21 protein-coding genes and 5 tRNA genes are annotated in these 24,856 nt (G+C 43.0%); 9 read left to right on the forward strand and 17 right to left on the reverse strand.

What is annotated here, in order from left to right; translation table 11 throughout:
- Window positions 1-47: 47 nt before the first annotated feature.
- Genes NH462_RS20575 through NH462_RS20585 form a run of 3 tightly spaced genes read left to right on the forward strand, consistent with a single transcriptional unit; the run spans window position 48 to window position 3,251 of the window.
- The gene (locus NH462_RS20575) at window positions 48-1,271 is read left to right on the forward strand and encodes a hypothetical protein (protein ID WP_017216308.1); all 1,224 of its coding nucleotides are present in this window, start codon (window positions 48-50) and stop codon (window positions 1,269-1,271) included.
- Window positions 1,271-1,693, forward strand: coding sequence for a hypothetical protein (locus NH462_RS20580; RefSeq protein WP_017216309.1), 423 nt, complete (start codon window positions 1,271-1,273; stop codon window positions 1,691-1,693). Before NH462_RS20575 ends, NH462_RS20580 begins: the two co-directional genes overlap by 1 nt.
- Entirely contained in the window at window positions 1,686-3,251 is a 1,566-nt protein-coding gene (locus NH462_RS20585; protein ID WP_253107629.1) for a sensor domain-containing diguanylate cyclase, read from the forward strand. The genes NH462_RS20580 and NH462_RS20585 overlap by 8 nt, the downstream gene beginning before the upstream one ends.
- A 58-nt stretch (window positions 3,252-3,309) precedes the next feature.
- Here NH462_RS20585 and NH462_RS20590 read toward each other — a convergent pair whose 3' ends face one another.
- Both NH462_RS20590 and NH462_RS20595 read right to left on the reverse strand, forming a co-directional pair.
- Window positions 3,310-5,124, reverse strand: coding sequence for a DUF3413 domain-containing protein (locus tag NH462_RS20590; protein WP_253107630.1), 1,815 nt, complete (start codon window positions 5,122-5,124; stop codon window positions 3,310-3,312).
- Between the two features lie 110 nt (window positions 5,125-5,234).
- A complete protein-coding gene (locus tag NH462_RS20595; RefSeq protein ID WP_253107631.1) occupies window positions 5,235-5,741 on the reverse strand; it encodes a DUF3087 domain-containing protein in 507 nt (168 codons plus the stop codon).
- 168 nt (window positions 5,742-5,909) lie between these two features.
- Between NH462_RS20595 and NH462_RS20600 the strand changes: the two genes are divergently transcribed.
- From NH462_RS20600 to NH462_RS20610, 3 genes are all read left to right on the forward strand, one after another.
- Window positions 5,910-6,545 carry an energy transducer TonB gene (locus NH462_RS20600; protein WP_253107632.1) on the forward strand — a complete coding sequence of 212 codons (636 nt, stop codon included), beginning with the start codon at window positions 5,910-5,912 and terminating at the stop codon, window positions 6,543-6,545.
- A 106-nt stretch (window positions 6,546-6,651) separates the two neighbouring features.
- Window positions 6,652-7,209: an RNA polymerase sigma factor gene (locus NH462_RS20605; RefSeq protein WP_253107633.1), complete on the forward strand. Its 558-nt coding sequence runs from the start codon at window positions 6,652-6,654 to the stop codon at window positions 7,207-7,209.
- Window positions 7,202-7,807 (forward strand): hypothetical protein, encoded by a 606-nt coding sequence (locus NH462_RS20610; RefSeq protein ID WP_253107634.1) that lies wholly within the window; start codon window positions 7,202-7,204, stop codon window positions 7,805-7,807. Before NH462_RS20605 ends, NH462_RS20610 begins: the two co-directional genes overlap by 8 nt.
- Before the next feature lie 9 nt (window positions 7,808-7,816).
- On the opposite strand, the gene NH462_RS20615 is transcribed toward NH462_RS20610, so the two are convergent.
- A complete protein-coding gene (locus tag NH462_RS20615; protein WP_253107635.1) occupies window positions 7,817-9,193 on the reverse strand; it encodes a Na+/H+ antiporter NhaC family protein in 1,377 nt (458 codons plus the stop codon).
- A gap of 212 nt (window positions 9,194-9,405) precedes the next feature.
- Here NH462_RS20615 and NH462_RS20620 point away from each other — a divergent pair, with 212 nt between their 5' ends.
- Complete coding sequence (locus tag NH462_RS20620; protein ID WP_010375966.1) at window positions 9,406-10,254, forward strand: MurR/RpiR family transcriptional regulator; 849 nt, start codon at window positions 9,406-9,408, stop codon at window positions 10,252-10,254.
- Window positions 10,255-10,309: 55 nt separating this feature from the next.
- On the opposite strand, the gene NH462_RS20625 is transcribed toward NH462_RS20620, so the two are convergent.
- From NH462_RS20625 to xerD, 12 genes are all read right to left on the reverse strand, one after another.
- Window positions 10,310-11,470, reverse strand: coding sequence for a DUF1343 domain-containing protein (locus NH462_RS20625; RefSeq protein ID WP_253107636.1), 1,161 nt, complete (start codon window positions 11,468-11,470; stop codon window positions 10,310-10,312).
- A 915-nt stretch (window positions 11,471-12,385) separates the two neighbouring features.
- A tRNA-Arg gene (locus tag NH462_RS20630) sits at window positions 12,386-12,462 on the reverse strand.
- 136 nt (window positions 12,463-12,598) lie between these two features.
- Window positions 12,599-12,675 (reverse strand) — tRNA-Arg (locus NH462_RS20635).
- Window positions 12,676-12,811: 136 nt separating this feature from the next.
- Window positions 12,812-12,888: transfer RNA gene (locus NH462_RS20640), tRNA-Arg, on the reverse strand.
- A 136-nt stretch (window positions 12,889-13,024) separates the two neighbouring features.
- Window positions 13,025-13,101 (reverse strand) — tRNA-Arg (locus NH462_RS20645).
- Window positions 13,102-13,122: 21 nt separating this feature from the next.
- Window positions 13,123-13,215: transfer RNA gene (locus NH462_RS20650), tRNA-Ser, on the reverse strand.
- A 119-nt stretch (window positions 13,216-13,334) separates the two neighbouring features.
- Window positions 13,335-13,517: a hypothetical protein gene (locus NH462_RS20655; RefSeq protein ID WP_010375970.1), complete on the reverse strand. Its 183-nt coding sequence runs from the start codon at window positions 13,515-13,517 to the stop codon at window positions 13,335-13,337.
- A gap of 238 nt (window positions 13,518-13,755) precedes the next feature.
- Complete coding sequence (gene lysS / locus NH462_RS20660) at window positions 13,756-15,306, reverse strand: lysine--tRNA ligase (protein ID WP_253107637.1); 1,551 nt, start codon at window positions 15,304-15,306, stop codon at window positions 13,756-13,758.
- 27 nt (window positions 15,307-15,333) lie between these two features.
- A protein-coding gene (gene prfB, locus NH462_RS20665; RefSeq protein ID WP_099030198.1) for a peptide chain release factor 2 occupies window positions 15,334-16,432 on the reverse strand; the annotation gives its coding sequence in 2 pieces (ribosomal slippage) (window positions 15,334-16,356 and window positions 16,358-16,432; 1,098 coding nt in all).
- A gap of 173 nt (window positions 16,433-16,605) precedes the next feature.
- The gene (gene recJ / locus NH462_RS20670; RefSeq protein WP_010375977.1) at window positions 16,606-18,336 is read right to left on the reverse strand and encodes a single-stranded-DNA-specific exonuclease RecJ; all 1,731 of its coding nucleotides are present in this window, start codon (window positions 18,334-18,336) and stop codon (window positions 16,606-16,608) included.
- A gap of 101 nt (window positions 18,337-18,437) precedes the next feature.
- Window positions 18,438-19,175: a bifunctional protein-disulfide isomerase/oxidoreductase DsbC gene (dsbC, locus tag NH462_RS20675; RefSeq protein ID WP_010375978.1), complete on the reverse strand. Its 738-nt coding sequence runs from the start codon at window positions 19,173-19,175 to the stop codon at window positions 18,438-18,440.
- A gap of 98 nt (window positions 19,176-19,273) precedes the next feature.
- Window positions 19,274-20,197 (reverse strand): site-specific tyrosine recombinase XerD, encoded by a 924-nt coding sequence (gene xerD / locus NH462_RS20680; RefSeq protein ID WP_010375980.1) that lies wholly within the window; start codon window positions 20,195-20,197, stop codon window positions 19,274-19,276.
- Between the two features lie 80 nt (window positions 20,198-20,277).
- Here xerD and fldB point away from each other — a divergent pair, with 80 nt between their 5' ends.
- Window positions 20,278-20,802: a flavodoxin FldB gene (fldB, locus tag NH462_RS20685; RefSeq protein ID WP_253107638.1), complete on the forward strand. Its 525-nt coding sequence runs from the start codon at window positions 20,278-20,280 to the stop codon at window positions 20,800-20,802.
- A gap of 49 nt (window positions 20,803-20,851) precedes the next feature.
- Here the strand turns inward: fldB and NH462_RS20690 are convergent, their stop codons facing one another.
- Window positions 20,852-22,450, reverse strand: coding sequence for a hybrid sensor histidine kinase/response regulator (locus NH462_RS20690; protein ID WP_253107639.1), 1,599 nt, complete (start codon window positions 22,448-22,450; stop codon window positions 20,852-20,854).
- A 129-nt stretch (window positions 22,451-22,579) separates the two neighbouring features.
- Complete coding sequence (locus NH462_RS20695) at window positions 22,580-23,284, reverse strand: methyltransferase (RefSeq protein ID WP_010375985.1); 705 nt, start codon at window positions 23,282-23,284, stop codon at window positions 22,580-22,582.
- 67 nt (window positions 23,285-23,351) lie between these two features.
- Between NH462_RS20695 and srmB the strand changes: the two genes are divergently transcribed.
- Window positions 23,352-24,578, forward strand: a complete 1,227-nt coding sequence (gene srmB, locus NH462_RS20700; RefSeq protein ID WP_010375986.1) for an ATP-dependent RNA helicase SrmB — start codon at window positions 23,352-23,354, stop codon at window positions 24,576-24,578.
- Window positions 24,579-24,856 lie beyond the last annotated feature (278 nt).

Raw genomic sequence — 24,856 nt, forward strand, 5'->3', positions numbered from 1 at the left:
TTCGAACTAGGCTATATAAAAAAGGAAAGCGAATACATTTATAACTCATGCGCTCTGTTTTTATCTGCCTACTATTTTTAACCCCATTCAGCTATGGCTCTGACATCGATTTCAGTGGCTTTGCTACGCTCAAAGCGGTTAAAACAGACTCCCATACCGCCAAAATAAGAGAGTCCATCTCACAACCCAACGGTGTAGAAAGAGATGAACTCAACTTTTCATTTTCTTCTTTAGGCTTGCAAGCCGAGTGGCATGCAAGTGACAATCTAGAACTCGTGGGCCAACTGCTGTTAAAAGAACAGCATGATAACCAAATTAACAATGCAATAAAGCTTGCTTTCTTACGCTATAATTTAAACTCAAACTGGCAAATCCGTGCGGGTCGTACTGGTTTAGACTTGTTCCTGATGACCGAGTATCGAGATATCGGTTATTCGATGGATATGGAACACCCTCCTGTCGAGTTTTATTCTATTATTCCTCATCAGAACTTGGATGGCGTAGACCTTCAGTATCGCGTGCCTCTAGAACAAGGTATCGCAAGTATCAAAGCTTATTGGGGACGATCCGAAGCGCCAATCTACAGTGATATCGACTTTTATTGGAATGTAGAGCTCAAGTCTATCGTTGGTATGGTCGCGCAATACGAAACGTTAAACTGGCTGTTTAGAGCAAACTACACAACGACCAAATCCGCCAATGAGCATGAACAGCAAAGATTGTTACGCGATGCTTTAGCGCAAGTTCCATTGCAAATTTGGCCGACCAAAAACGAACTAATTGATTCTTTATACATTATTGACGAGCGCTTTACCTACAGTGCGCTCAGCATGAGATACGATGACTCAGACTGGCTCATACAAAGTGAAATATCGCTAACAGACTCAACCTCTAACATCCTCAACCATCTCAAGGCGGGGTATGTTACCTTAGGTAAGCGATTTGGTTTAAACACGGTCTCTTTTACCTATTCTGTCGCTGAATCAGATAATGAGACAATGATTGAATCCGGTCCATTGACTCCATCACCAGAATTATTATATCTCTATGAAGAAGCCTCAACATACTCTGGTTTTTATCAATTGGATCAGCGCAGCACTTCCTTAACGTGGCGGCGCGAACTCAGCCCAACACTCGCATTGAAGCTTAACTGGAAACATACTTCTACAAATCACCTACCCAGTGCTTTCTATCTTCACAATATAGAGCAATTTAGTAACCCAGACCTTTCGTTTAATACCTTTACGCTTAGCTTTAATTGGGTGTTCTGATGAAAAGGTTACTTATTACTGTTTTCTTCCTCGTTTCATACCCTATTTCAGCAGCCGCTGATATTGCCGTCATCGTTAACAAAGACAACCCCATCGAGTCGATATCACAGCGTCAACTCATCGACATGTATATGGGAAAATACGTTGCCTTTCCTAACGGTGATATAGCCGTGACCTATGACTACGAAAAATCGCATCCATTAAGAGGCCCTTTTTTTCTGGCACTGACTGGCCGAAATGAGAGCCAAATTAACGCCTATTGGTCGAGAATAAAATTCAGCGGCAAAGTTTCTCCCCCACAATCATTTTCTTCACCATCAGCTATACTTGAAAATATAAGAAATACGCCAAATGCAATCGGCTACATTCCAGCAGACTTTGTGACGGGTGATGTAAAGGTAATCTATCAAATCGATGACTAAGTATGGATTGATTGTACGACTGGCACTCGTGCTGGTTGTCTCAACTTTTATTTTTTCAATGCTTTACGCTAAGTTATATCACGACCATATTGTTGAGCGTGAACTTCGGCGCTCTAATACTATTATCGGGCAAATTGGCCAAACCGTGTCGTCTTCTTCCTCTATTGCAACTTATCTCAATGACAAAGACCTGGCTGTAGAAGTCATTAATGGCCTAGTCAGTAACGATGTAATCTCTTCAGCCGCAATCAAAAGTGAAGAAAAGTGGCTCGCTCAAAGCGTAGGATTTAAGCCGCAAAATGCTACCATTATTAAGCTCAATCATCCGTTTTTATTGAGTGAAATCGTTGGTGAGATCTATATCCAACCAAACTCCGTTTTTATCGAGCAAAACGCTAGAGATATCGCTCGTTCAAGCGTTCAGACTTTGTTGGTCGTCATCATCCCCATCTTAATCATCTTCACGGTTGTGACACACTTTATCGTGACAAAGCCCCTGAGTAACTTGAGCAGCCAAATTGCGAGGGTTATTCCTGGAGCCCCCTTAAATTTAATCGTACCTAAAGGACATGAATCAAGCGAAATCGGTGATATTGCAAGCAATACCAATCAACTTATTGCTAAAACCGCTTCCATGTTCGAGCAAGAACGGCAACTTCGAGCTGATATCGAAATCCTTGAGAAGCGCTTTAGACTCATGTTTGAGCGCTCATCTTCTCCCACCCTACTGGTAAAAGACAAAGGGGAAGTGATCTTAGCTAATGATGCCGCTTGTGATTTGCTGGCTGGTATGGCGATTGACCTTGATGAATATTTTCCAGAAAGCTTTGGTCGCTACTGCAAAACTCCGGATATTCTTTATACCTTTACGGAGCATACTTTGGAGCTTAACCAGCCAACTCAGTCAGAGTTTGAGTTTATCAACCCCTTGACCGAGCAACCTGTTTGGCTGAGTGTCATCATGCTGAGAGTGGAAAGTAGCGGACATTTCTATTTACAGGTATTTTTATCAGATATCACGCTGAGAAAAACCGTGTTTCAAGAACTCAATAAAAAGGCTAACCGCGATAAGCTAACAGGCCTCTACAATCGCCATGGTACTGAGATCAAAATCAACGAGTGGTTAGATAACGAAACTCCGTTTAGCTTATTTATTCTTGATTTAGATGAGTTTAAACCAATCAATGATATTTATGGCCATAACGCCGGTGACGCTATGTTAAAACATATCGCCACTCAAATTAGTACTCAGGTTAGAGAACAAGATGTAGTTTGTCGTTGGGGAGGTGATGAGTTTTTGATTGCCTTGCACTGCGCCAAAAATGAAAAGCTGCAGCGCATCGCTGAAAACCTGCTAGAGGCGATTAACACCGAAATGATTTGGCAAACGCCAGAAGGGAAATCACTGCCACTGAGAGTTGGCGCGAGCATAGGTATTGCAAGCTATCCAAGAGACGCTATTGAGCTAAGCCAATTAATCGAATGTGCTGATGTCGCCATGTACACGGTTAAAAAAGACAAGAAAAACGCCTTTCAATTTTACTCATTAAGCGCTTAGTTATACCGCTTGAGTTAGTGTGTACCTATACACAACAGCACACCTAAGTCTCCTTTATCTACTGAAAGTGGCTGATCTGCTGCATCGCCTCTTGAATATATTCAAAGTTTGGTTCTTGCTCAGATGGCTTGTTCGTTTCATCGAGCGTCTCATATGTTCCCATGGGCGAGACTTCAATAATTTGCTGCTTACTCACAACCGCATATTTGTTGTAGCTGCTAAGTAGTAACCAATTTCTCTCTTTAACAGGCCCGGTTAAGTTATAACCCGTACTATAATCTTCAGGCGTGTTTTTAATCCCTAAGTACTCACTCATCAGGGTTGGTACTACGTCTAAATGACTGGTTACCGCATTTGAGGCTTGCCAACGCTGCCACTTTTCGCTTTTTGGCCCAACTACAATAAATGGCACCTTTATCTGCGGCTCAGTAAAATTACTATTGTGTCCCCAGTAATTAAGCTTGTTGTCATTTAGCTCTTCACCATGATCTGAGGTGATAATCACCAGTGTATTTTCTATATCAAGCTGCGCTAATACCGATGCAGCAAGACTATCTACAAAGTGTGTACTGGTAAGATAACGATTTAAAATTGGTTCTCTATCATAATCGTTGTCCAATAACATATGGTTAATGGGACCGTGCATTGGCTCAAACCCAGCATGGTAACCCTCAGGAACTGCGTAGCCATGGATTGCATCATAGAAAATAAAACTAAATGAAGGCTTATCTGGATCTCGCTTTGAATACCAAGAGGACCAATTATTAGTGACCTGTTTATCTCGTGCTAATACGTCATCGCCTTCAGTATGCGTTTTTAGCCCCTCAACGCGAGCAAAGACGGTTTCATTAAACTCAGGGCGAACAAGCTGAGCAGAAGAAAATATTCCAAATTGATAACCCAAATCGCGCATTCTATCCATCAATAATGGAGTAACTCGATTATTGTAAATGTCCTGCCAAGCGGTGCCAGGCAAGCCATAAAATAACCCGGTTATCCCTGTACGTGTAGAATTTCCAGTAGAAAAGTGGTGATTGAAGACCGCTCCTTGTTGTGAGAATCGCCAAATATTGGGAGTCACTTGCGCTGTAAAAGCATCATACCGCCATGAATCCAGCACCACAAAAACAATATCAAGAGGCTTCTTAACTGGCTCTACTTCAATAGGTTGTAAAGGATAGTTAAATTGTCCTTGTGTTAAAGACATTCTTTTCTGCTGCGCCAATGCGGCTTCATTTAGCAAATCATATTTACGCAAAAAAGAGTTTGCTGTTGCGGGTTTGTAGAGGGGTAAGTACTTACTGAACCCTGTGATTGGTTGATATACCGTCGCACTTGCCCAAGCATGAATTGTATTGCTCGCCAACAGGGCAATAATGGTTACGCTGGTAAACTTTCGACCAAAGCGCAGCTGCATTACGGCTCGGGGCTTACTTAACCACGTTGACAGGTAAAACTGGATCACAAATATCATAACAAAAATAGCTATCGCTTGAGCCCATGCAATTGCTGAGAACTCAATAACTTGGCCTGCAAGCAGCATATCGACAATAACACCGTTAATATGAAACTTGTATAGCTCAAAGCACAAGCTATTTGCAATAAGCGCTACGAAAAACAATGCATAAAATAAAGCAAAGCATACGGATCTCACTTTATTTGACTGTAACCATATTAAAGGCATTGCAACAATACTCACTAACGCTGTGAGTAAAGCCATATGGCTCCACGTTGATACGGAAACGTAAAATAATGTCAGTCCTTGATAATCGGCAGGATTGGTATTTACAACGTTTATGGTAATTAAGATTGAGCAAAGAGAGTTGATAAGAACCAACCAGCCGAACTGGTGAAACCGATGACGCAATAGCACAGTTCAATTTGTTCCTTTAATAGAAAATTCGACTGTTATATTACCGTTCTGACACATTAGTGTCACATTAAAAATTGTGAAAAAGTTTAACGCCGAATCAAGCCGCTTTGTTAGTACTGTTTCAACATCGTTTCTTTATAGTTTTCTGCTTTTATTTCAACTTGATATTTGCTAGCCAGTGAATCCAGCTCCGCTTGCCACATCGCCAAATCATCCATCGTTATGGTATTGTCATCCAATTGCCATAGCTGACGAGATCCCGCATAGCTATACTGAATCGCCGTCATCGCATCTACATCCCCCTGCTGCGCTGCCTGTTTTAACTTCGCCATTTTACGGGTGATTTTGTTCAGTGATTGCTTTAAGTCCCACACATAACTTACTTCGGTCATAAAGGGATGCGCTTTATGCTTTTTGAGCATGAACCCAATGACGATGCAGGTCACGACTACACCAGTTAAATTCCAATGAAAATGGCTACCATCAACATCAGGAAATAATTGGATCAATAACTGAGCAATCCCTAAGCTACCGATTGTTAGCGCTGCTACGCAAGCAATGATAACTTGATTTAGATGTTTGCGATAACGCGCCTTGTTGATCTCAACTAACTTCATAACAACCTATGATCACGAAAAATTAAATAATGTACTCTGCTCTTTGTGCATTGTAATCCAAGGCCTGTAGCCAAACCAAGATACATATCAAAAAAACCTAAAAACTTTCACCCCGTTTCCGTTACCCAAACGTTCTATTTACGAGAACAACATAACGGGGATAAAATCATGACGACATTAGCCACGCTTCAACAGCCTAATTCAGCAATTCCAAAACTCGCACTATCGCTTGTTGGCGCAGTTATTATTACTTTTGCCACCTTTGGCTTTATGCAAAACTTGGTCTCTCAAGAACTCACTCGCCCCATTATCGACAAAGAAGTATTTGATCTTACTATTGCAACGGATAGAGAGGACTCTCCAGTCGAAGAAAAAAGGGTAATGCCAGAACCACCAAAACCAATAACGGCCCCGATTAGACCTACTGAAAATATCGTTGATACAGGAGATAATCTACAAATTAGTAGCGAGACACCTAGCTTAGATTTAGGGAAGTTTACTAACACAATGACGCTGCAATTCTCCACCGATGGGCAAGCGACTCCACTTGTTAGAAGCAACCCTAACTATCCGCCCGCGGCGGCTAGAGATGGAGTGGAAGGCTGGGTAGAAATGGAGTTTGCCATTTCTCCACAAGGCGAAGTGATTGATGTTAAAGTGACGAATGCGGAGCCTAAAAGAGTATTTGATCAGGCTGCTGTCAGAGCACTAAGGAAATGGAAATATAGACCACTTATTGTTGATGGAAAACCGCAGCCGCAATACGCTCAGCGCGTTGTATTAGAGTTTACACTGGAACAATAACGGCCATTAATACGTAATCAATTTGAGCCGCTGAGTCACGAAGTAAACTTCTTAATTTAGCTTATTGATATTAGGGTCTGTTGACCCTTGAGACTTAGGATTGCCTATGCTGAGTAGCTTGAAAATGTGGCGTGCTCGCGCCACCAGCAACGTAGAAGATCCGCTTTATGAATATGCAACGACGGGTAAAGTAAAATACCTAGAGCAAGTCATTGAACGCTATCAAAGTGATTTATTTCACTTTCTGAAAACACAAACACAGGCGGCGTCGGCAGAAGATATATGTCAAAAAACATGGCTAAAAGTCATCGAAAAGAAAAGCGCTTATCGACAGCAGGGCCACCCCAAGGCTTACTTGTTTCACATTGCACGTAACCTGCTAATCGATTCAATCAGAGCGTCAGGTAAACTCTCTGAGTTGACAGATAGTAAAGTAGGTATGACCAACTCCAATGAGTTTACAAAAGCCTCGGAGGAACAGTGGCTATACCAGCAAATTGCTGCACTTCCTTTATTACAAAAAGAAGCGCTAAGCTTACAGTTAGAGGGGTTCAGCTTAGCTGAAATAGCGCAAATTGTAGGGGCCACACAAGAGACTGTAAAAACTCGAATTAGATACGCAAAAGAGACACTAAAGTCTCAAGTGGGTGAAAATCATGAGTAATTTAGACAAATTTGACGCCAAGTTAAAAGCGGCTTACCAAGCTAGCAAGCAGGACAAACCGTTAACTTTGGCTACTCGCATCAAGGTGCGACTAGTTAGCTTTGCCCATCATTTTTTGGGTCGTATAGAAACTTGGCAGTGGAGCGCGGTTACTTGTTCACTCGCTTTACTTTTCACCTTGTGGTATCAAAATCAACATGTTGATATTGATAAAGAATATAACTCAAGTGCACATTTAGTCAGTTACGGAGGTTTTCAACACATCGAAACACATGAGCTAGAGCAGGGCCAATATTTGGCTCGGATAGATGAGCAAAAAAGAGTATTAGATGCTAAGTTTGAAGCCGCAAAGCAGCGAGCCCAAGAACAACGTTACGGTAGATTGGTTGCGATTAACGACAACGCTTGGTTAATTGAAGAGTGTAATACCCATACTCTCATCGAGTTAAAACAGAGCTTACTTAGCGCCATGCCACAACCAAAAACCAGTGTTATTAATTTTAATACGCCAGTTATGCTAGCACTGTCGACCGCCAACCAAGGGCAAATTATTGCAATTGAAAGTATGGGGCAAAACCAAGTTTTGGCTTGCCCCTAACAGGCGCTCTTAAATCATAATAAGGCTGGCAATAAAGAAGCAGATAATAGCTAATACGCCCCCCACCAGTGCATAGGGTAATTGGGTTTTAACATGAGTCAGTAAGTCACACCCTGATGCCAGTGCCGATACCGCGCTGGTATCAGAGATAGGCGAGCAGTGATCGCCAAATATACCGCCGCTTAAAATAGCACCAAGCACAAGCGACGGCGGCAAGCCAAGCGCTTGAATAAGTGGCACACCAATCGGTATTAATATGGCAAAGGTGCCCCATGATGTGCCAGTTGTAAATGACATGATTGCACCAGTAATAAAGAGTACAGGCACTATCAAGTAAATAGGCAGATAGTCACCAACTAAAGACGCAACAAAAGTCCCTGTTCCCAACTCTTTTAGACTTGCACCTAGAGTCAAAGAGAGTAACACAATGCTTACCAATGGCAGCAGCTCCCCCATCCCCTTAAAGCCAACATCCATTAGCTCGTGATGACTAAATCTCTTACCAGTTAAAAGCAGCAGGTACGCAACGGTTGAAGCTAAAATTGTGGCATAAAGTACTGATTTGGAGCCGCTACCATTTGCCAATACACCATCGCCTGTCCAAAACATAAATCCAATCATACTTACAATCAGCGTTAATAAAGGGATCAGCATATAACGCGACTTGGTGGCGCTCGGCCCACTACTTATTTCAGCCGTGTGGTGTTTTAACTCTTGCTCTGCGGCCTTCATCGGACCATGAACTTTATCAAAGACAATCGTATAGAGAACAATTAACAGCGCAATAATCGCATAAAAATTAAACGCGACACTACCCCATAAAATACTCACTGCAGACTGCTCAAGTTCGTAGTTACTCAGCAACCCAAGCACATAAGCACCCCAGCCATTAAGTAAAATCAAAATACATACAGGAGCGCTAGTACTATCGATGATATAAGCTAAACGAGCCCGACTCATTTTGAACTTATCAAATAGTCCCCTCGCAACAATACCAGAGGTCAGTACACTCATATTTGATTCGATGAACACTGCCGTGCCAGTAAACATGGTTAGTAAGCCAACCTGACGTTTACTCTTAGCGACGCCTCGATTAAGCAGCATATTCACCGTTGCGGCAACTCCGCCTGACTCTCTAATGTAGGCGAGCAATGCACCTATCACTATGCTGAAAATCAAGATCCGGCTGTTACCTGCCGATGTCGCAACCTCAATAACACGTTCAATACTGCCTACGAATGTGCCAGCAACTAGCGACTGCTGGCCATGTAAAGCCAATAAAAATTCAGAAGAAACTAGCGCTAAAATCAATGCGATAATCACTTCTTTACGCCAAAACACGACTGCAATTGCAATCAAAGGTGGCAAAATCGAGTACCAAGCCATATAGTTTAATCTATAAATTCAAAACACTTAGCTTAAGTTAAGCGGTTTAAAACACCAAGTCTTTGCGACTAAATTAAATTTAAGTCAACATTTAACCCCAATACTGGTACAATGAGTGTGTTTTGTGCAATGATATTCCTTTTTGGTCTATCGTAACGTTCCAATTGAACCTATAATATGGACAGATTAAATTAGTTCGGATTGAGTATCGTATGTCTACATTTGTCAAAATAAAAGCACTTCGTCCATCACTATCTAATAGTGAGGCAAAGCTTGCTGACTTTACCTTGAACTCGGGCGATAAAATCCGTGCGCTTTCCTCTGTTGAACTGGCACGCGAAGCCGGTGTCAGCCAATCTAGCGTCGTAAAATTTGCCCAAAAGCTGGGTTATAAAGGATTTCCAGCATTTAAACTTGCCGTTGTTGATGCGCTCAACGAGCAAACAGATACCAGCGCACCAATTGATGAGTTAATTTCCAGTAATGACTCCATCGAGTTAATCGCAGATAAATTACAACTAAAACAGCAAAATGTTATTTCCGAAACTCGAAAACTTAACTCAGCAAAACAGTTTGAGAACGCAATTCAGTTGGTGAAGAACGCACGAAAAGTCATTGTGTGTGCACTTGGTAGTACTTTCACTATGGCCCAAGATTTAACTTGGAAACTCCAAAAGCTTGGTATTCCGGCAATTGCTCAGGTTGATGAAATCAGCGCCTCCAGCTTTATTGCAACGATGGGGAAAGACGATCTTTTTATTGTGATCAGCAATACAGGAACTAGCAAGAGCTTGCTAACCTTGACTAATCAGGCATTGGATAATGGTTGTAAATGTCTTGCCATTTCTCGTTATGGTAGCCACTCACTTGCGGAAATGGCAGATGCGATACTGTATTGCATCAATGAAGGGGAGCCACTTAAACATTCAGGTATGCTGTCTCGTACTTCTCAAGCCTACCTTATTGATGTTTTATTCACGGCACTTGCACAATCAAACCTGCATTGGCAAAAACGCGTGGATAAGGCCAATGAAAACATGCAAGTATTGCGTAGCGAGTAAGACTTAATCTGCTCACGGCAGACTCGTGCTGCCGTTTACCTCTAGCAAAAACCCGTTACGGTCTCGGGTATAATAAATACTTTTTTCGCTGCTTTAAAAAATCTTGTACATCCTGCTGCCACAGCTTTCTCAACTCTGATGCCGATTGGCCAGACTCAATGGCTTTGCGGATTTTGTCCGTGCCTGCAAGCTTATCGAGAAAATCGGGGGACTGAAAAAACACTTTATTCTCGTGTTTGAACTGTATATGTGCGGCAACAAACCAAGTTAGATCAAAACCTCGTACATTGCTGTTTCTTAAGTCCAGGCCAAACGCAGTCACACCATTTAATTTAGGATTGGAAGCCGCCCCCAACACAGGTCTAGGTGTGAACTGAAACTCACCCAATTTAGGATCTGGGTAGCCAAAAACTTGAAATGGAAAATTCGTTCCACGACCTACAGAAATAGGTGTCGCTTCAAAAAAGCACAATGATGGATACAAGTAGATTGCTTGCTGATTTGGTAGGTTAGGACTTGGCGGGATCGGCAATCTATATTCAGTGCTGCCACTATAGTTTCGCATTGGAAATACACGTAACTGTGGCGCTTTAAGCGAGGTTAACCACCCCTCTCCTTTAATCATAGTTGCCAGTTCGCCAACGGTCATGCCATGCAATACGGGAATGGGATGCATACCAACAAAAGATTGAAATGGTTTTTCTAATAATGGGCCATCAACATATGCGATATTTGGATTTGGCCTATCAAAAACCCAAAATTCAATATTTGCATCGGCTGCGGCTTCCATCGCAAGATGCATAGTGCTGATGTATGTATAAAAACGCAACCCCACATCTTGAATATCAAAAATAAGCACATCGATATCTTTGAGCTGCTCAGGCCTTGGCTTTTTATTACTGCCATAAAGCGAAATGATTGGTAGCCCAGTTTTCACATCTTTTGCATCAGCTACTTTAGCACCCGCATCATAATTACCACGAAACCCATGTTCCGGTGCAAAGACCTTTTTAACATCCACTTCTTTATTAAGTAAGTAATCAACTAGATGTTGGTCGTCAACTCGGGATGTTTGGTTTACGATTAACCCGACGCGCTTACCTTTTAACACAGGTAAATACTCATCTGCGCGCTCAGCACCTAATGTAAGCGCTTCAACGGTTAAAGGAACACAACAAAAAACAAGCAGTAAATAAACTCTGAGTGATTGAAACATATAACGCTTTCTCTAAATAAATACGCGATTAGGGTATCAGTCAGAAAAAAAATGAAAAGTGTTTAGGGAGTTTTATCATACAGTAGCGGACGCAGGACGTGTGTTGTAGAGAGTGAACCTCCGACAGCCTGTTTTTACCTTCATTCTTTAACCACTTGAGGAAAAGTGGCGGACGCAGGACGTGTGTTGTGGAGAGTGGACCTCCGAGCGCCTTCATATTCAACTTTCGTAACAGCTCGCAGGGTAAACCAGCTCCTACACGAAATGTTTAGGTACAAAAAAACCGACTTCCGTCGGCTTGTTTATCTCTTTATTTTACCACTTGAGGAAAAGTAGCGGACGCAGGACGTGTGTTGTGGAGAGTGAACCTCCGACCGCCATCATATTCAACTTTCGTAACTGATCGCAGGGTAAACCTGCTCCTACACGAAATGTTTAGGCACAAAAAAACCGACTTCCGTTGGCTTGTTTATCTCTTTATTTTACCACTTGAGATAAGTAGTGGATGCAGGACGTGTATTGTGAAGAGTGAACCTCCGATAGCCTGCTTTTACCTTCATTCTTTAACCTCTTAAGGAGAAGTGGCGGATGCAGGACGTGTGTTGTGAAGAGTGAATCTCCGAGCGCAGTCATATTCAACTTTTGTAAAAGATCGCAGGGTAAGCCTGCTCCTACACGAAATGTTTAGGCACAAAAAAACCGACCTTCGTCGGCTTGTTTATCTCTTTATTTTACCACTTGAGATAAGTAGTGGATGCAGGATGTGTGTTGTGGAGAGTGAACCTCCGACCGCCATCATATTCAACTTTCGTAACTGATCGCAGGGTAAACCTGCTCCTAGACGAAATGTTTAGGCACAAAAAAACCGACTTCCGTCGGCTTGTTTATCTCTTTATTTTACCACTTGAGGGAAAGTGGCGGACGCAGGAGGATTCGAACCTCCGACCGCCTGGTTCGTAGCCAGGTACTCTATCCAGCTGAGCTATGCGTCCGTTATAAATGTATAGTTTTCCAACTTCTTTATATTTAACCACCTAAAGAAAAGTGCCGGACGCAGGACGTATTTTGTGAAGGTCAACCTCCGACTTCCCGTTTCCTACCTTTATTATTTAACCACTTAAGGAGAAGTGGCGGACGCAGGAGGATTCGAACCTCCGACCGCCTGGTTCGTAGCCAGGTACTCTATCCAGCTGAGCTATGCGTCCGTTAAGAATGTATAGTTTTCCAACTTCTTTATTTTTAACCACTTAAAGAAAAGTGCCGGACTCAGGACATATTTTGTGAAGGCGAACCTCCGACTTCCTGTTTCCTACCTTTATTATTTAACCACTTGAGGAAAAGTGGCGGACGCAGGAGGATTCGAACCTCCGACCGCCTGGTTCGTAGCCAGGTACTCTATCCAGCTGAGCTATGCGTCCGTTATGAATGTATAGTTTTCCAACTTCTTTATATTTAACCACCTAAAGAAAAGTGCCGGTCGCAGGACGTATTTTGTGAAGGTGAACCTCCAACTGCCTGTTTCCTACCTTTATTATTTAACCACTTAAGGAAAAGTGGCGGACGCAGGAGGATTCGAACCTCCGACCGCCTGGTTCGTAGCCAGGTACTCTATCCAGCTGAGCTATGCGTCCGTACAAGACAACCATTAAAAATGGCGGAGAGGGAGGGATTCGAACCCTCGATAGGGCTACAAACCCTATACTCCCTTAGCAGGGGAGCGCCTTCGGCCACTCGGCCACCTCTCCGTCTTGTGGGGCGTATAATATAGGTTAGAAAAAATATGTCAAATACTTTTCTTGTAAAAAAGCACTGAATGGTGATAGATTGTGCAGTCTGCTTAGTTACTCGGCACTAACGCCAATTTTTACTCATTTTGTAGAGGGTTAGGATCGCTGTAGGTATTTCTTAATGCACGTTGTTGACGCAAAACTTCGTCCAAAAATGCTTCTTGATAACCAAGCTGCTGAAACTCAGCAATACAAGCCCGATAATATAAAATTCTCGCTTGCTCGTGCTCATCGACATTTTCAAACTCATTATTGCTCATCTTATCGGATTCCCTATTTGTTATTTTTAACGCAGCATTAGAACTTGAAAAAGACTAGTTAGAAAATTGGGATAATCTAGTTTCAAAAGAGAAACAACTTTTATTATGAATAGGAGTTGGCAATAACTACATAATAAAACTATGTATTTAAAAATACTGTGAGATTTATCTTACGCAAATAACAGAAAAGCGCCATAAGGCGCTTTTCTAGATGTACTTTCAGATTACGTGAAAATACTTACTGTTCAGCTTGTACTTCAGGACGCATGTGTGGGAACAAGATAACGTCTTTAATAGTCGGTGAGTCCGTGAACAACATCACAAGGCGATCGATACCAATCCCCTCACCTGCTGTTGGTGGTAAACCATGCTCTAGCGCACGGATATAATCCGCATCGTAGTGCATTGCTTCATCGTCACCTGCATCTTTTTCTTCCACTTGGCGAGCAAAGCGCGCAGCTTGATCTTCAGCATCATTAAGCTCAGAGAAACCATTTGCAAGCTCACGGCCACCAACGAAGAACTCGAAACGGTCTGTGATAAATGGATTTTCATCGTTACGACGTGCAAGCGGTGACACTTCCCAAGGATATTCAGTAATGAACGTCGGTTGGATAAGTCTGTGTTCAGCGACTTCTTCGAAGATTTCACATAGGAACTTACCTGGACCCCATACACAGTTTTCAGGGATCTTAACGTGAACTTTCTTAGCGTATGCTTTTAGTGCTTCAAAGTGGTTTTCTGGATCTTTAAAGATTTCAGCTTGGGCTTCAGCATCTGGGCCGTATTGTAAAATAGCATCAGCCATAGACAAACGCTGGAACGCACTGCCAAAGTCATACTCAATCGTCTCTGTCACTTCGCCTTCAGCATTCTTCACAGTATTAATAACCGTAGTAGTGCCTAACACGTCTTGTGCCACGGTGCGTAACATGTCTTCGGTCAAGTTCATCAGATCATTGTAATCCGCGTATGCTTGATAGAACTCAATCATAGTGAACTCTGGATTATGACGCGTAGATAAACCTTCGTTGCGGAAGTTACGGTTGATTTCGAACACACGATCAAAACCACCAACCACTAGACGCTTAAGATATAACTCAGGCGCGATACGTAGATACATATCGATATCAAGTGCATTGTGATGCGTTACAAATGGGCGTGCAGAGGCACCGCCAGGAATAACCTGTAGCATCGGCGTTTCCACTTCCATAAAGTCACGTTCAGCTAAGAAACGGCGAATACCCTCAATCACTTTTGAACGAATACGGAATGTTTCGCGCGTGTCCATGTTAGTGATCAAATCAACATAACGCTGACGGTATTTTGCTTCTTGGTCAGTCAGGCCGTGGAACTTTTCAGGTAGTGGACGTAGTGACTTCGTCAGTAGTTCATACTCAACCATGTCGACGTATAAATCGCCTTTACCGGATTTATGAAGCGGGCCTTTAACACCAACAATATCGCCGATATCTAATTGACCATACTTCTCTTTTAGGTCTTTTTGTACGTCTTTTGAAGCATAAGCCTGAATACGACCTTTCATGTCTTGCAACACTAAGAAAGGACCACGTTTCGCAAGCAGACGACCCGCAACAGAAACATGATGATCAAGTTCTACTAGCTCTTCCTTCGATTTATCACCAAACTTAGCTTGTAGATCTTGTGTGTAGTCTTCGCGGCGGAATGAGTTCGGGTGGCCATTCGCAGGGCAATTTTCCCGGATCGCATCTAGCTTGCCACGACGCTCAGCAATAAGTTTATTTTCGTCTTGATTGTGATCTGTCATTGTTTAGCTCTTAGTTTAGCTTGTGGATTAAAGGCCTGATTTCAGGCTTGCTTCGATAAATTTGTCTAAATCGCCGTCTAGTACGGCTTGGGTATTGCGATTTTCAATACCTGTACGCAAATCTTTAATACGTGAATCATCTAGCACGTATGAACGGATTTGGCTGCCCCAACCGATGTCAGATTTTGCATCTTCTTGGGCTTGCTTTTCAGCGTTTTGCTTTTGCAGTTCAAGTTCAAACAATTTCGCCTTTAACTGCTTCATCGCTTGATCTTTGTTCTTGTGCTGCGAACGGTCATTCTGACACTGCACTACCGTATTGGTTGGTAAGTGCGTAATACGTACCGCAGATTCTGTACGGTTAACGTGCTGACCACCCGCGCCCGATGCACGATATACATCGATACGAAGATCTGCAGGATTAATATCGATTTCGATATTGTCGTCAATTTCTGGGTAAACGAATACAGAAGCAAACGAAGTATGACGACGACCGCCTGAATCAAAAGGACTCTTACGTACTAAGCGGTGTACGCCCGTTTCTGTACGAAGCCAACCGTAAGCATATTCGCCCGTGACTTTAACTGTCGCGCCCTTAATACCAGCAACATCACCATCGGTCGCTTCAACGATTTCGGCTTTAAAACCTTTCGCCTCAGCCCAGCGCAGGTACATACGCAGCAACATGTTACACCAGTCTTGAGCTTCAGTACCGCCAGAACCTGACTGTAAGTCGATGTACGCATCGTTGGCATCTTGCTCGCCTGAGAACATACGACGAAACTCTAGTTTTTCCAGCTGCTCAACAAGGCCGTTGACCTCTTGCTCTGCTTCAGTGAAGGTTTCTTCATCTTCGGCTTCTACGGCAAGCTCAACCAAACCTTCTGCATCATCGGCACCAGACACGAGATTATCGATGGTTTCAACAATCACTTCTAAATTCGATTTTTCTTTGCCCAGTGCTTGGGCTCTTTCCGGCTCGTTCCATACAGCAGGATCTTCTAATTCGGCATTAACTTCTTCTAAACGCTCTTGCTTTAGAGCGTAGTCAAAGATACCCCCTAAGAAGCTCTGTACGTTCGCGAATTTCCTTGATTTGGTTAATCACAGGATTCACTTCAAACATTTACCATTACTCCAGAACTAAATTTGTCGGTTTGTGAATTCACACAAACAGGTCTGACAACGGGTCAGACCATAGATTTAAGCGACCAATAGTATCAAATAATAACCGCGCTTAGCATCCCTTAAAGTGAGAATTTTGGGAGTTTTTTAACAAACTCAGTACGCACATCTCTATTAATTCGATTGCGCCTGAAGTTCACGCACAATAAGCTGCAAATTATATTTACCACGAAACTCATTAATATCTAATTGATAAGCAAATAAAGCATGGGTTGCCTGGAGATTTGGCCAAGCCCGAACGTCAACGTTAAATGCTATCGCATCAACCAATCGGCCTGAACGATGCTTAAGCACAAGTTTTAGATGTTTGTCGCCAACAATACGTTGCTGCACCAACTCAAATACATCCTGAAATACCGGCTCACTAAATTGCTGCCCCCACGGACCTGCCTGCTGTAGTTCAAAAGCAAAATCCATGGTAAAGCAATCGCCCGGCAGCTCACCGTCCGTCAACAGAATGCTTTGCTTTGCTTCTTCGCTCAGCGTCGCACTGACGTTTTGTTCAAATACCTGTTTAAACCGCGCAAATTCAGACTCTAAAATGGTCAATCCTGCTGCCATCGCATGACCACCAAACTTTACAATTAATTCTGGGTGCTGGGTATTGATTGACTCCAGCAGGTCACGCATGTGCAGACCTTCAATAGAACGACATGAGCCCTTGATCTCGCCGTTGTCGCCTTGTGCAAAAATAATACACGGGCGGTGATATTTTTCTTTTAAGCGTCCCGCTAGAATACCTATCACACCTTGATGCCAATCATCTTGATACAAACACAAGGCATCTGGTACTTCTTGGCTTTTAAGTACCAAACGCTCTAATACCGCTTGCGCCTCTTGCTGCATACTTTGCTCAATCTCGCGTCGTTCTATATTTAGACTATCGAGCTCAGACGCAATACGGCGGGCTTGATTAATGTCTTTCGATAACAAGCAAGCAATACCTAAACTCATATCGTCAAGACGCCCCGCGGCATTGAGTCTTGGTGCTAACGCAAAGCCAAAATCACTGGCACTTAATCTAGCATTATTACGGTTAGAAACCTCGATAAGCGCTTGGATCCCCGGTCGCGTTTGACCACTGCGGATCCGGGCGAGCCCTTGATATACCAAAGTGCGGTTATTCGCATCCAAAGCCACAACGTCAGCCACGGTGCCTAGGGCGACAATATCTAATAATGCCGCCAAATTTGGCATCGCGATATTTCGCTCCACAAAATAGTTTTGCGCTCTTAAGTAATGCCTTAGTGCTATCAGCAGATAAAAGGCAACCCCAACGCCCGCGATAGACTTAGACGGGAAATCGCAGTCAACACGATTTGGATTAACAATCGCATCGGCAACCGGCAACTCATCACCTTGTAAATGGTGATCGGTAACAATCACTTTAATACCCGCCTGCTTCACGATTTCGACACCGCGAATACAGGAAATACCGTTATCTACGGTGATCACCAAATCAGGTTTTATGGCAACGATTTGCTCGGCCAATGCTGGACTTAGGCCGTACCCCAAGCTAAATCTATCTGGCACGAGGTAATCCACCCGCTGAAAACCAAACTGAGGCAACCCCTCCATTAACACGGCGGTGCTCGTTGCGCCATCGGCGTCAAAGTCACCAACAATCAACACTTGTTGTTGCAAAGAAAGTGCTTCAGCCAGAATTTGGCTTGCAAGCTCGATGTCTTTAAATAATTTAAAATCGTGTAAGGTTGCGGCGCTATTATCGAGTTCAACGACTGATTTAACCCCTCTGGCAGCATAAAGCTGTTTGATCACGGGATGTAGTGAAGCCGGTAAATGGCTGTCATCAACCCGCTCTCTTGGTTTAATTTCTGTATGCATACTTTTTCACAAAACAAAAAAGGCCAAAATGGCCTTTTATATTCTTTATCTTGCTATCTTATCGAGTTCTCAACGCGAACTCCATCGCTAAGCGTGAGTCATTATGACTTAGGGCTATTTGCATCTAGCATTTGTGCGATAGCTGCTGCAGGTTGATAACCTGGGATCATTGAACCATCTTCAAGTATGATCGCTGGTGTTCCTGAAATGCCAAAGCTTTGCCCTAGTTGATAGTGCTCGGCTACTGGCGCTTGGCAGTTTTCAACTGGTTTCACTTCACCACCAGCTTTCGCCTCAGTAAGTGCAGCAGCGGCATCTTTTGCACACCATACATTTTTCAAATCTTCATAGCCTGAACCACGCAAACCACCACGTGGGAAAGCTAGGTATTTCACGGTAATACCAGCTGCCAAGTAATCTTCTAGTTCACGGTGAAGTTTGCGGCAGTAGCCACAAGTAATGTCTGTGAATACCGTGATTTGATGCTTTTCATTTTCCGCTTTGTAGACGATCATTGAATCTTCGTATTCAGCAATACCTTTTTGGCGCACATCACTCAACGCGTCTTCGGTGATATTACGGCGGTTATCAAGATCAATCATAGTGCCCTGAATTAGGTATTTACCATCGGCACTTGAATACAGTACCCCTTTATCTGTGATCACTGTTTTTAAGCCCGCAAGCGGACTATCTTTGATTTGCTTAACCGTTATACCTAATCCGCTAAATTGCGTTGTAATTGGGTCTACTTGTGCTGTTGGTGCGACAGGACCCTCAACTTGCTCAGCGAAAGCGCCAAAGCTCAATGCCAGTGAAGCGGCAACTATTAGTTTTTTCATTATGTTCTCTCTAAACCTGTTATTTGAGGGGTTCACGCGCCCCTTTGTGCTACTCACTAAGACCGGAGTAACCATAAATAATTCCCAAGCAACAAAAATTAAGCTCTTGGGTGATGCTGCTGGTGCAATGTTTTTAAACGTTCACTGGCAACATGTGTATAAATTTGAGTCGTCGACAAGTCGCTATGGCCAAGCATCATTTGCACAACTCGCAAGTCAGCGCCATGATTCAATAAATGTGTTGCAAAAGCATGACGTAGCGTATGTGGCGATAACGGCGACTTAACGTCTGCCAAAATAGCATAGTGTTTTATGCGATGCCAAAAAGTTTGTCGCGTCATACCTATGCCTCGCCTGGATGGAAAGACAAAATCGGTAGCATGCTTGATCATTAAGCCCCGCCCTTTTTTGAGAAATTGTTCGATCCAATGCAATGCTTCTTCACCCATAGGCACTAAGCGCTCCTTGCCTCCCTTACCACGCACAAGTACAACAGCTTGTCTCATGTTGACTTGCTCCATTCTTAGCCCGACTAACTCAGTCACGCGCAACCCCGTGGCATACAAGAGCTCGAGCATTGCTTTATCTCTCAGCCCCATCGGGTCGTCACAATCAGGAGCATTTAACAAGGCCTCAACTTCTTGCTCTGACAAGGTTTTTGGCAGCGACGGGGTTGTTTTGGGTTGCGCAATAGTATCCAGTGGAGACTGCGCGATTTGTTTTTCTCGCAACCAATATAAATAAAATCTCTTTAATGCACTGATGGCTCGCGCGTTACTCTTTGCTTTTAAGCCCTTGTCTATTCTGTGTGCCAAATAAGCCTCAACGTCCTGACTTGTGATTGCCAGTAAAGAAGACACCGAGGTTTCTGCTTTTATAAATAAGAGAAACTTTTCAAGGTCACTGCGATAGGCTGCAATGGTATTTTCACTGAGCCCTTGCTCCAAAAATAGCGCATCTAAAAAGGCTTCTATATATTGCAGATCGGACAGTGTATGGGTAGTTGCTTGGTGTTCGCTCACAGAGTACCTGTATTAATTATTAACGTCATGATGTAGACTTGCCACCTATAATACCAGTCAAATTGAAAGTGATAAATACAATGCAAATTGGGTTATTTTACGGCTCGACAACATGTTACACAGAAATGGCCGCAGAAAAGATTCAGGAAATCATCGGCAAAGACACAATTACCTTATTTAATATTAAGGACGAGCCGCTAAAACAAGCTGAGCAGTTTGACTTCCTCATTTTTGGTATCTCAACATGGGACTTCGGCGAACTTCAAGAAGACTGGGAATCTCACTGGGACGATATCGACAGCGTTGATCTGAGCAACAAAGTCATAGCGCTATTCGGCATGGGTGACCAACAAGGTTATGGTGAATGGTTTCAAGATGCACTAGGCATGCTACATGAAAAAATTGCCCCTCAAGGCGTCACCTTTTTAGGTTACTGGCCAAATTCAGACGACTATGAATTTGAAGCGTCAAAAGCACTGACCGAAGATAAAAGTCAGTTTGTTGGCCTAGCACTAGATGAAGACAGTCAATACGACAAAAGCGACGAGCGTGTCGCAACTTGGATAGAGCAAATCATGACGGAATACGCCGAATTAGATGTTTAGCGCAGTAAGCGTTAGCACTAATCCAAAGTATTAACGCCCATCCCTAATATCATCTGTAAAACTGACTCAATGCGGCCTCAATTTGTGATAGCTTATACGGCTTATGGATCACATTATCAAAAACTTCATTTTGAGCTTGAGTTAAGAAAATATCAGCGGTTATCGCCAAAATCGGTAACCTTGAATTTTCTTGTTTGATTAAATGTGCCGCCTCTGTACCACTCATACCCGGAAGATTCACATCCATAAAAATGATGTCAAAGTGTTTTTCTTTTGCCACTTCAAAATAGGCTTCAGCAGATTCGAAAATATCATAACTACAATTCAGTTTGTCGAGTATCGCAGTGATCAGTAGCTGATTAAGCGGATTGTCTTCTATTACACCAATCTGATGATAGAAAATGGCGATATGCTCTGTTTTTGGTGGCGAAGCGACTTTTACTCCACTTTCGCTTTTGCATGGAATAACAAACACCACCTCAGTCCCTTCACCCTCTTGGCTGGAAACGCTGATCCGCCCCCCCATAATATCAATAAGTGCTTTAGTCACACATAGGCTTAATCCAACCCCTAAGTTTCCTCTGCCCTCAAACATGCTAAAGCGGTCAAATAGATTACTTTGCTCAAGCGCCGAAAGGCCTTTACCACTGTCTTTTACAATAAACTGTATTTCATTACCAATGACATATGCTCTAAGCACCACCTCTTGCCCAGCCTCGCTGCTCTGAATTGCAGTGTCGAGTAAAGTCTCTATAACGCGCGACACTTTATCCTTATCGAGCATCAAAGCCTCACCTTTATAGACGCCAGCAATAGAGTGCGTAATCGTAATATCGTGTTGTTTTGCCTCAGTAGCAAAGCGAGCAACTGACTGCTTGAGTAGATCGGATAATGAACAAAGAATGGGTTCAAACTGAACTTTTTCACCTTCAATAAGCTCAAGCTCTAATACGGAATCAATGACAGTAAGCAGCTTACTCCCCCCTGTTTCTATATTTTGCAGGTAGCTTGTCGTAGATTCAGAAAACCCTTCAGCTTCAGCTGAGTTGAGTACCACATCATTAAAGCCAATGATGGCATTAAGTTGAGTGTGTAATTCATGGCTGATATCAGATAAGAAATTGTCTTTGGAATCATTGAGCAGCTTAAGTACGTTTACTTCTCTGCGCAGTTCAAGTTGCCGAATTACCTGACGACCCAAGGTGACAAGTGTTTTCCTTTGCAAATCAGTAAGTTTCTTGGGCTTATCACTGATAGCACAAATAGTGCCTACCTTATAACCGCCAGAGCTAATCAGCGGTGCACCGGAATAATGACGGATTTTCGGACCGCCAGTAACCAGTGGATTGTCAAAAAAGCGCTCATCTTCTATGGCGTCTTGCACCTCAAATACATCTTCTTGCAAAATAGCATGAGAACAAAAGGAGATATCTCGATGGGTTTCATCCACATCTAGCCCCACTTTGGACTTAAACCATTGGCGATTTGTGTCTATCAAGCTAATAAGCGCGATAGGCGTTTCACAGATCTCTGACACCAGCTGCGTAATTTCATCAAGATTTGCTTCAGCAGCTGTATCCAATACCTTATATTCGCGCAGCGCTTTGAGACGATTTTCTTCGTTATTTGGGATCTCGGCTTTTTTCATGAACACCTACACAAGCGAATTAAACCAGCAAAGTACACGTAAATCAGACTGCACTTTTGACACGATGATTCTGACTATTTCTCAGCTAAAGTGTAGAAGATAAATCACGATACGAGCAAAAAATATCCATCACATTTTTAGGTAAAATTCATGACATAAAGAAACAAAATCATTCGTATATTGGTTATCTACATCGTATATCACCAACGATTGCTCATGACTTGGTTGTGCTATGCTTTGTTTGCCTATCAGTAGCAATCTGCGAGAGTAAGATTTACTCGGGGTAGTTTTAATCGCACAGCTTGAAACAAGAAACCAATTTCGCGCTTTGGCAAGCCGACAAAAGAGCAAACTCTCTTGATAGGGTAAAATTACCGCAAGTTGCCCAGCATCCGTCGTAAACTTTTCGAAGGCATCAAGCAAGGCATCAAAACTTAGGCTGTCCGTATGTCTCGCTCTATTCCTCGCTTGATTTTCTCCTTTCAAACTCGCGTTGAAGTATGGTGGGTTTGATACCATGAGGTCAAAGCGCAGCTCGCTATCAAACTCTTGTATTGCACAGCGATGCAGCTCAATATCAGGCCACGGGCTGTGCTTGATATTAAATTCAGCATCTTTCAACGCATCGTCATCAATCTCAACCGCATGGACTTTACTCGTTGGACTTCGCTGTTTACACATCAATGCGATAAGCCCAGTTCCCGTTCCGACATCAACAATCCGATTGGCTTTAGCGAGTGGAACCCACGCGCCAAGCAAAATACCATCGGTCGAAACCTTCATTGCCGCATGATGCTGGGTCACCGAAAACTGTTTAAATGCAAACTGAGACATCCTATACCTTTGAGAAAATGCAATAGCAACGTATAATTCCGCTATTGTCCTTTATTTGTGATGCAATATGCAATTTACTGAATTTGATTTAGACAGCAAGCTGATTAGTGCGATTAAAAAAATGGGTTTCGATACTCCCACCAGCATTCAACAGATGGCTATTCCTGAAGCGCTAATTGGCCGAGATATTCTCGCCAGCGCACCAACCGGTACGGGTAAAACCGCTGCATTCTTGATCCCTGCGATTCAGTATTTGCTTGATTTCCCTCGTAAAGAGCCAGGCTTTGCCCGCGTACTTATCATGACACCAACCCGTGAACTTGCCTATCAAATACACGAGCAATGTGAACTCCTTGCCGCAGGTGTTAACCTTAAAATAGGCGTGGTAACTGGCGGTATTAATTACGGCAGTCACAAAGAAATCTTCGAAAAGAACAATGATATCCTTATCGCAACGCCAGGTCGTTTGATGGAATATCTTGAAACCGAGAACTTCCACGCAGAAAACGTTGAGCTACTGATCTTAGATGAAGCCGACCGCATGCTAGACATGGGCTTTCGAAAAGAAATGCTACGTATTTGCTCTGAAGCGGTTAACCGTCGTCAGTGCTTTTTGTTCTCTGCAACGCTTGAGGGCGAAAGCGTTGAGAAGTTTGCTGAGCGTATATTACAAGACCCAGCACTACTTGAAGCCACGCCATCACGTAAAGAAAAAGGTAAAATCCATCAGTGGGTTCACCTTGCAGATAACTACGAGCACAAAGTCAATTTGCTCGCACAACTACTAGATGACGAAGAAGTCACCAAAGCGGTTATCTTCGTAAAAACGCGTGAACGCTTAGAAACACTCGTTGGCGAGCTATTTGCCAAAGGCATTAAAACCACTTGGCTACGTGGTGAAATGCCACAAGACAAACGCATGGCTGCGATGGCGAGTTTTCACAGTGGTAAGACGAATATCTTAGTGGCAACAGATGTTGCAGCCCGTGGTATCGACGTTGCGGATATCAGCCACGTATTTAACTTTGATATGCCACGCACCGCAGATATCTATGTACACCGCATTGGTCGTACAGGCCGCGCTGGTAAAAAAGGCACCGCGGTTTCTTTGGTTGAAGCCCATGATGTTGAAGTTTTAGGGAAGGTTGAGCGTTACACCGACCAAAAACTTAAGCGCCGTGTAATTAAAGGCTTAGAACCTAAACATAAAGAAGCAAAAGCACCGAAGAAGAAAAAAGATCCGGTGAAAATCAAGGCGAAAAAGAAAGCCGCCAAGGTTAAAAAGAAAAAGTAACCCAGAAAACCAGCGTCAGTACAGTACGCTGGTTTTTTTATGCTAATTTGAGCAAGTGCTAATCTGGATAAGCCTTAACTTGCTCTGTTAGATTTGACTGGTAGAACTTAGTTAAATCTAACGTCGTATATGTGCCAATAGCGGGCTGTGGTAACGAGCCTGTAGAATAACTCGTTTCAAATTTGTTTTTGTAATCAACAAACGATAACTGAGTTCCTATTTTAATTCAATCGTTTAGTTGGGTGTGAGTTGTTATTTTAGGGCGTTTTTTTAAGCTG

This window comes from Pseudoalteromonas sp. OANN1 (genome assembly GCF_024124685.1).
GTDB classification, from domain to species: domain Bacteria; phylum Pseudomonadota; class Gammaproteobacteria; order Enterobacterales; family Alteromonadaceae; genus Pseudoalteromonas; species Pseudoalteromonas piscicida.

Coding starts and splice junctions, on each gene's coding strand:
- NH462_RS20575 (WP_017216308.1), top strand. CDS start 48: ATGCGCTCTGTTTTTATCTGCCTACTATTTTTAACCCCATTCAGCTAT.
- NH462_RS20580 (WP_017216309.1), top strand. CDS start 1,271: ATGAAAAGGTTACTTATTACTGTTTTCTTCCTCGTTTCATACCCTATT.
- NH462_RS20585 (WP_253107629.1), top strand. CDS start 1,686: ATGACTAAGTATGGATTGATTGTACGACTGGCACTCGTGCTGGTTGTC.
- NH462_RS20595 (WP_253107631.1), bottom strand. CDS start 5,741: ATGAAGTTAGTTGAGATCAACAAGGCGCGTTATCGCAAACATCTAAAT.
- NH462_RS20600 (WP_253107632.1), top strand. CDS start 5,910: ATGACGACATTAGCCACGCTTCAACAGCCTAATTCAGCAATTCCAAAA.
- NH462_RS20605 (WP_253107633.1), top strand. CDS start 6,652: ATGCTGAGTAGCTTGAAAATGTGGCGTGCTCGCGCCACCAGCAACGTA.
- NH462_RS20610 (WP_253107634.1), top strand. CDS start 7,202: ATGAGTAATTTAGACAAATTTGACGCCAAGTTAAAAGCGGCTTACCAA.
- NH462_RS20615 (WP_253107635.1), bottom strand. CDS start 9,193: ATGGCTTGGTACTCGATTTTGCCACCTTTGATTGCAATTGCAGTCGTG.
- NH462_RS20620 (WP_010375966.1), top strand. CDS start 9,406: ATGTCTACATTTGTCAAAATAAAAGCACTTCGTCCATCACTATCTAAT.
- NH462_RS20625 (WP_253107636.1), bottom strand. CDS start 11,470: ATGTTTCAATCACTCAGAGTTTATTTACTGCTTGTTTTTTGTTGTGTT.
- NH462_RS20655 (WP_010375970.1), bottom strand. CDS start 13,517: ATGAGCAATAATGAGTTTGAAAATGTCGATGAGCACGAGCAAGCGAGA.
- lysS (WP_253107637.1), bottom strand. CDS start 15,306: ATGACAGATCACAATCAAGACGAAAATAAACTTATTGCTGAGCGTCGT.
- recJ (WP_010375977.1), bottom strand. CDS start 18,336: ATGCATACAGAAATTAAACCAAGAGAGCGGGTTGATGACAGCCATTTA.
- dsbC (WP_010375978.1), bottom strand. CDS start 19,175: ATGAAAAAACTAATAGTTGCCGCTTCACTGGCATTGAGCTTTGGCGCT.
- fldB (WP_253107638.1), top strand. CDS start 20,278: ATGCAAATTGGGTTATTTTACGGCTCGACAACATGTTACACAGAAATG.
- NH462_RS20690 (WP_253107639.1), bottom strand. CDS start 22,450: ATGAAAAAAGCCGAGATCCCAAATAACGAAGAAAATCGTCTCAAAGCG.
- NH462_RS20695 (WP_010375985.1), bottom strand. CDS start 23,284: ATGTCTCAGTTTGCATTTAAACAGTTTTCGGTGACCCAGCATCATGCG.
- srmB (WP_010375986.1), top strand. CDS start 23,352: ATGCAATTTACTGAATTTGATTTAGACAGCAAGCTGATTAGTGCGATT.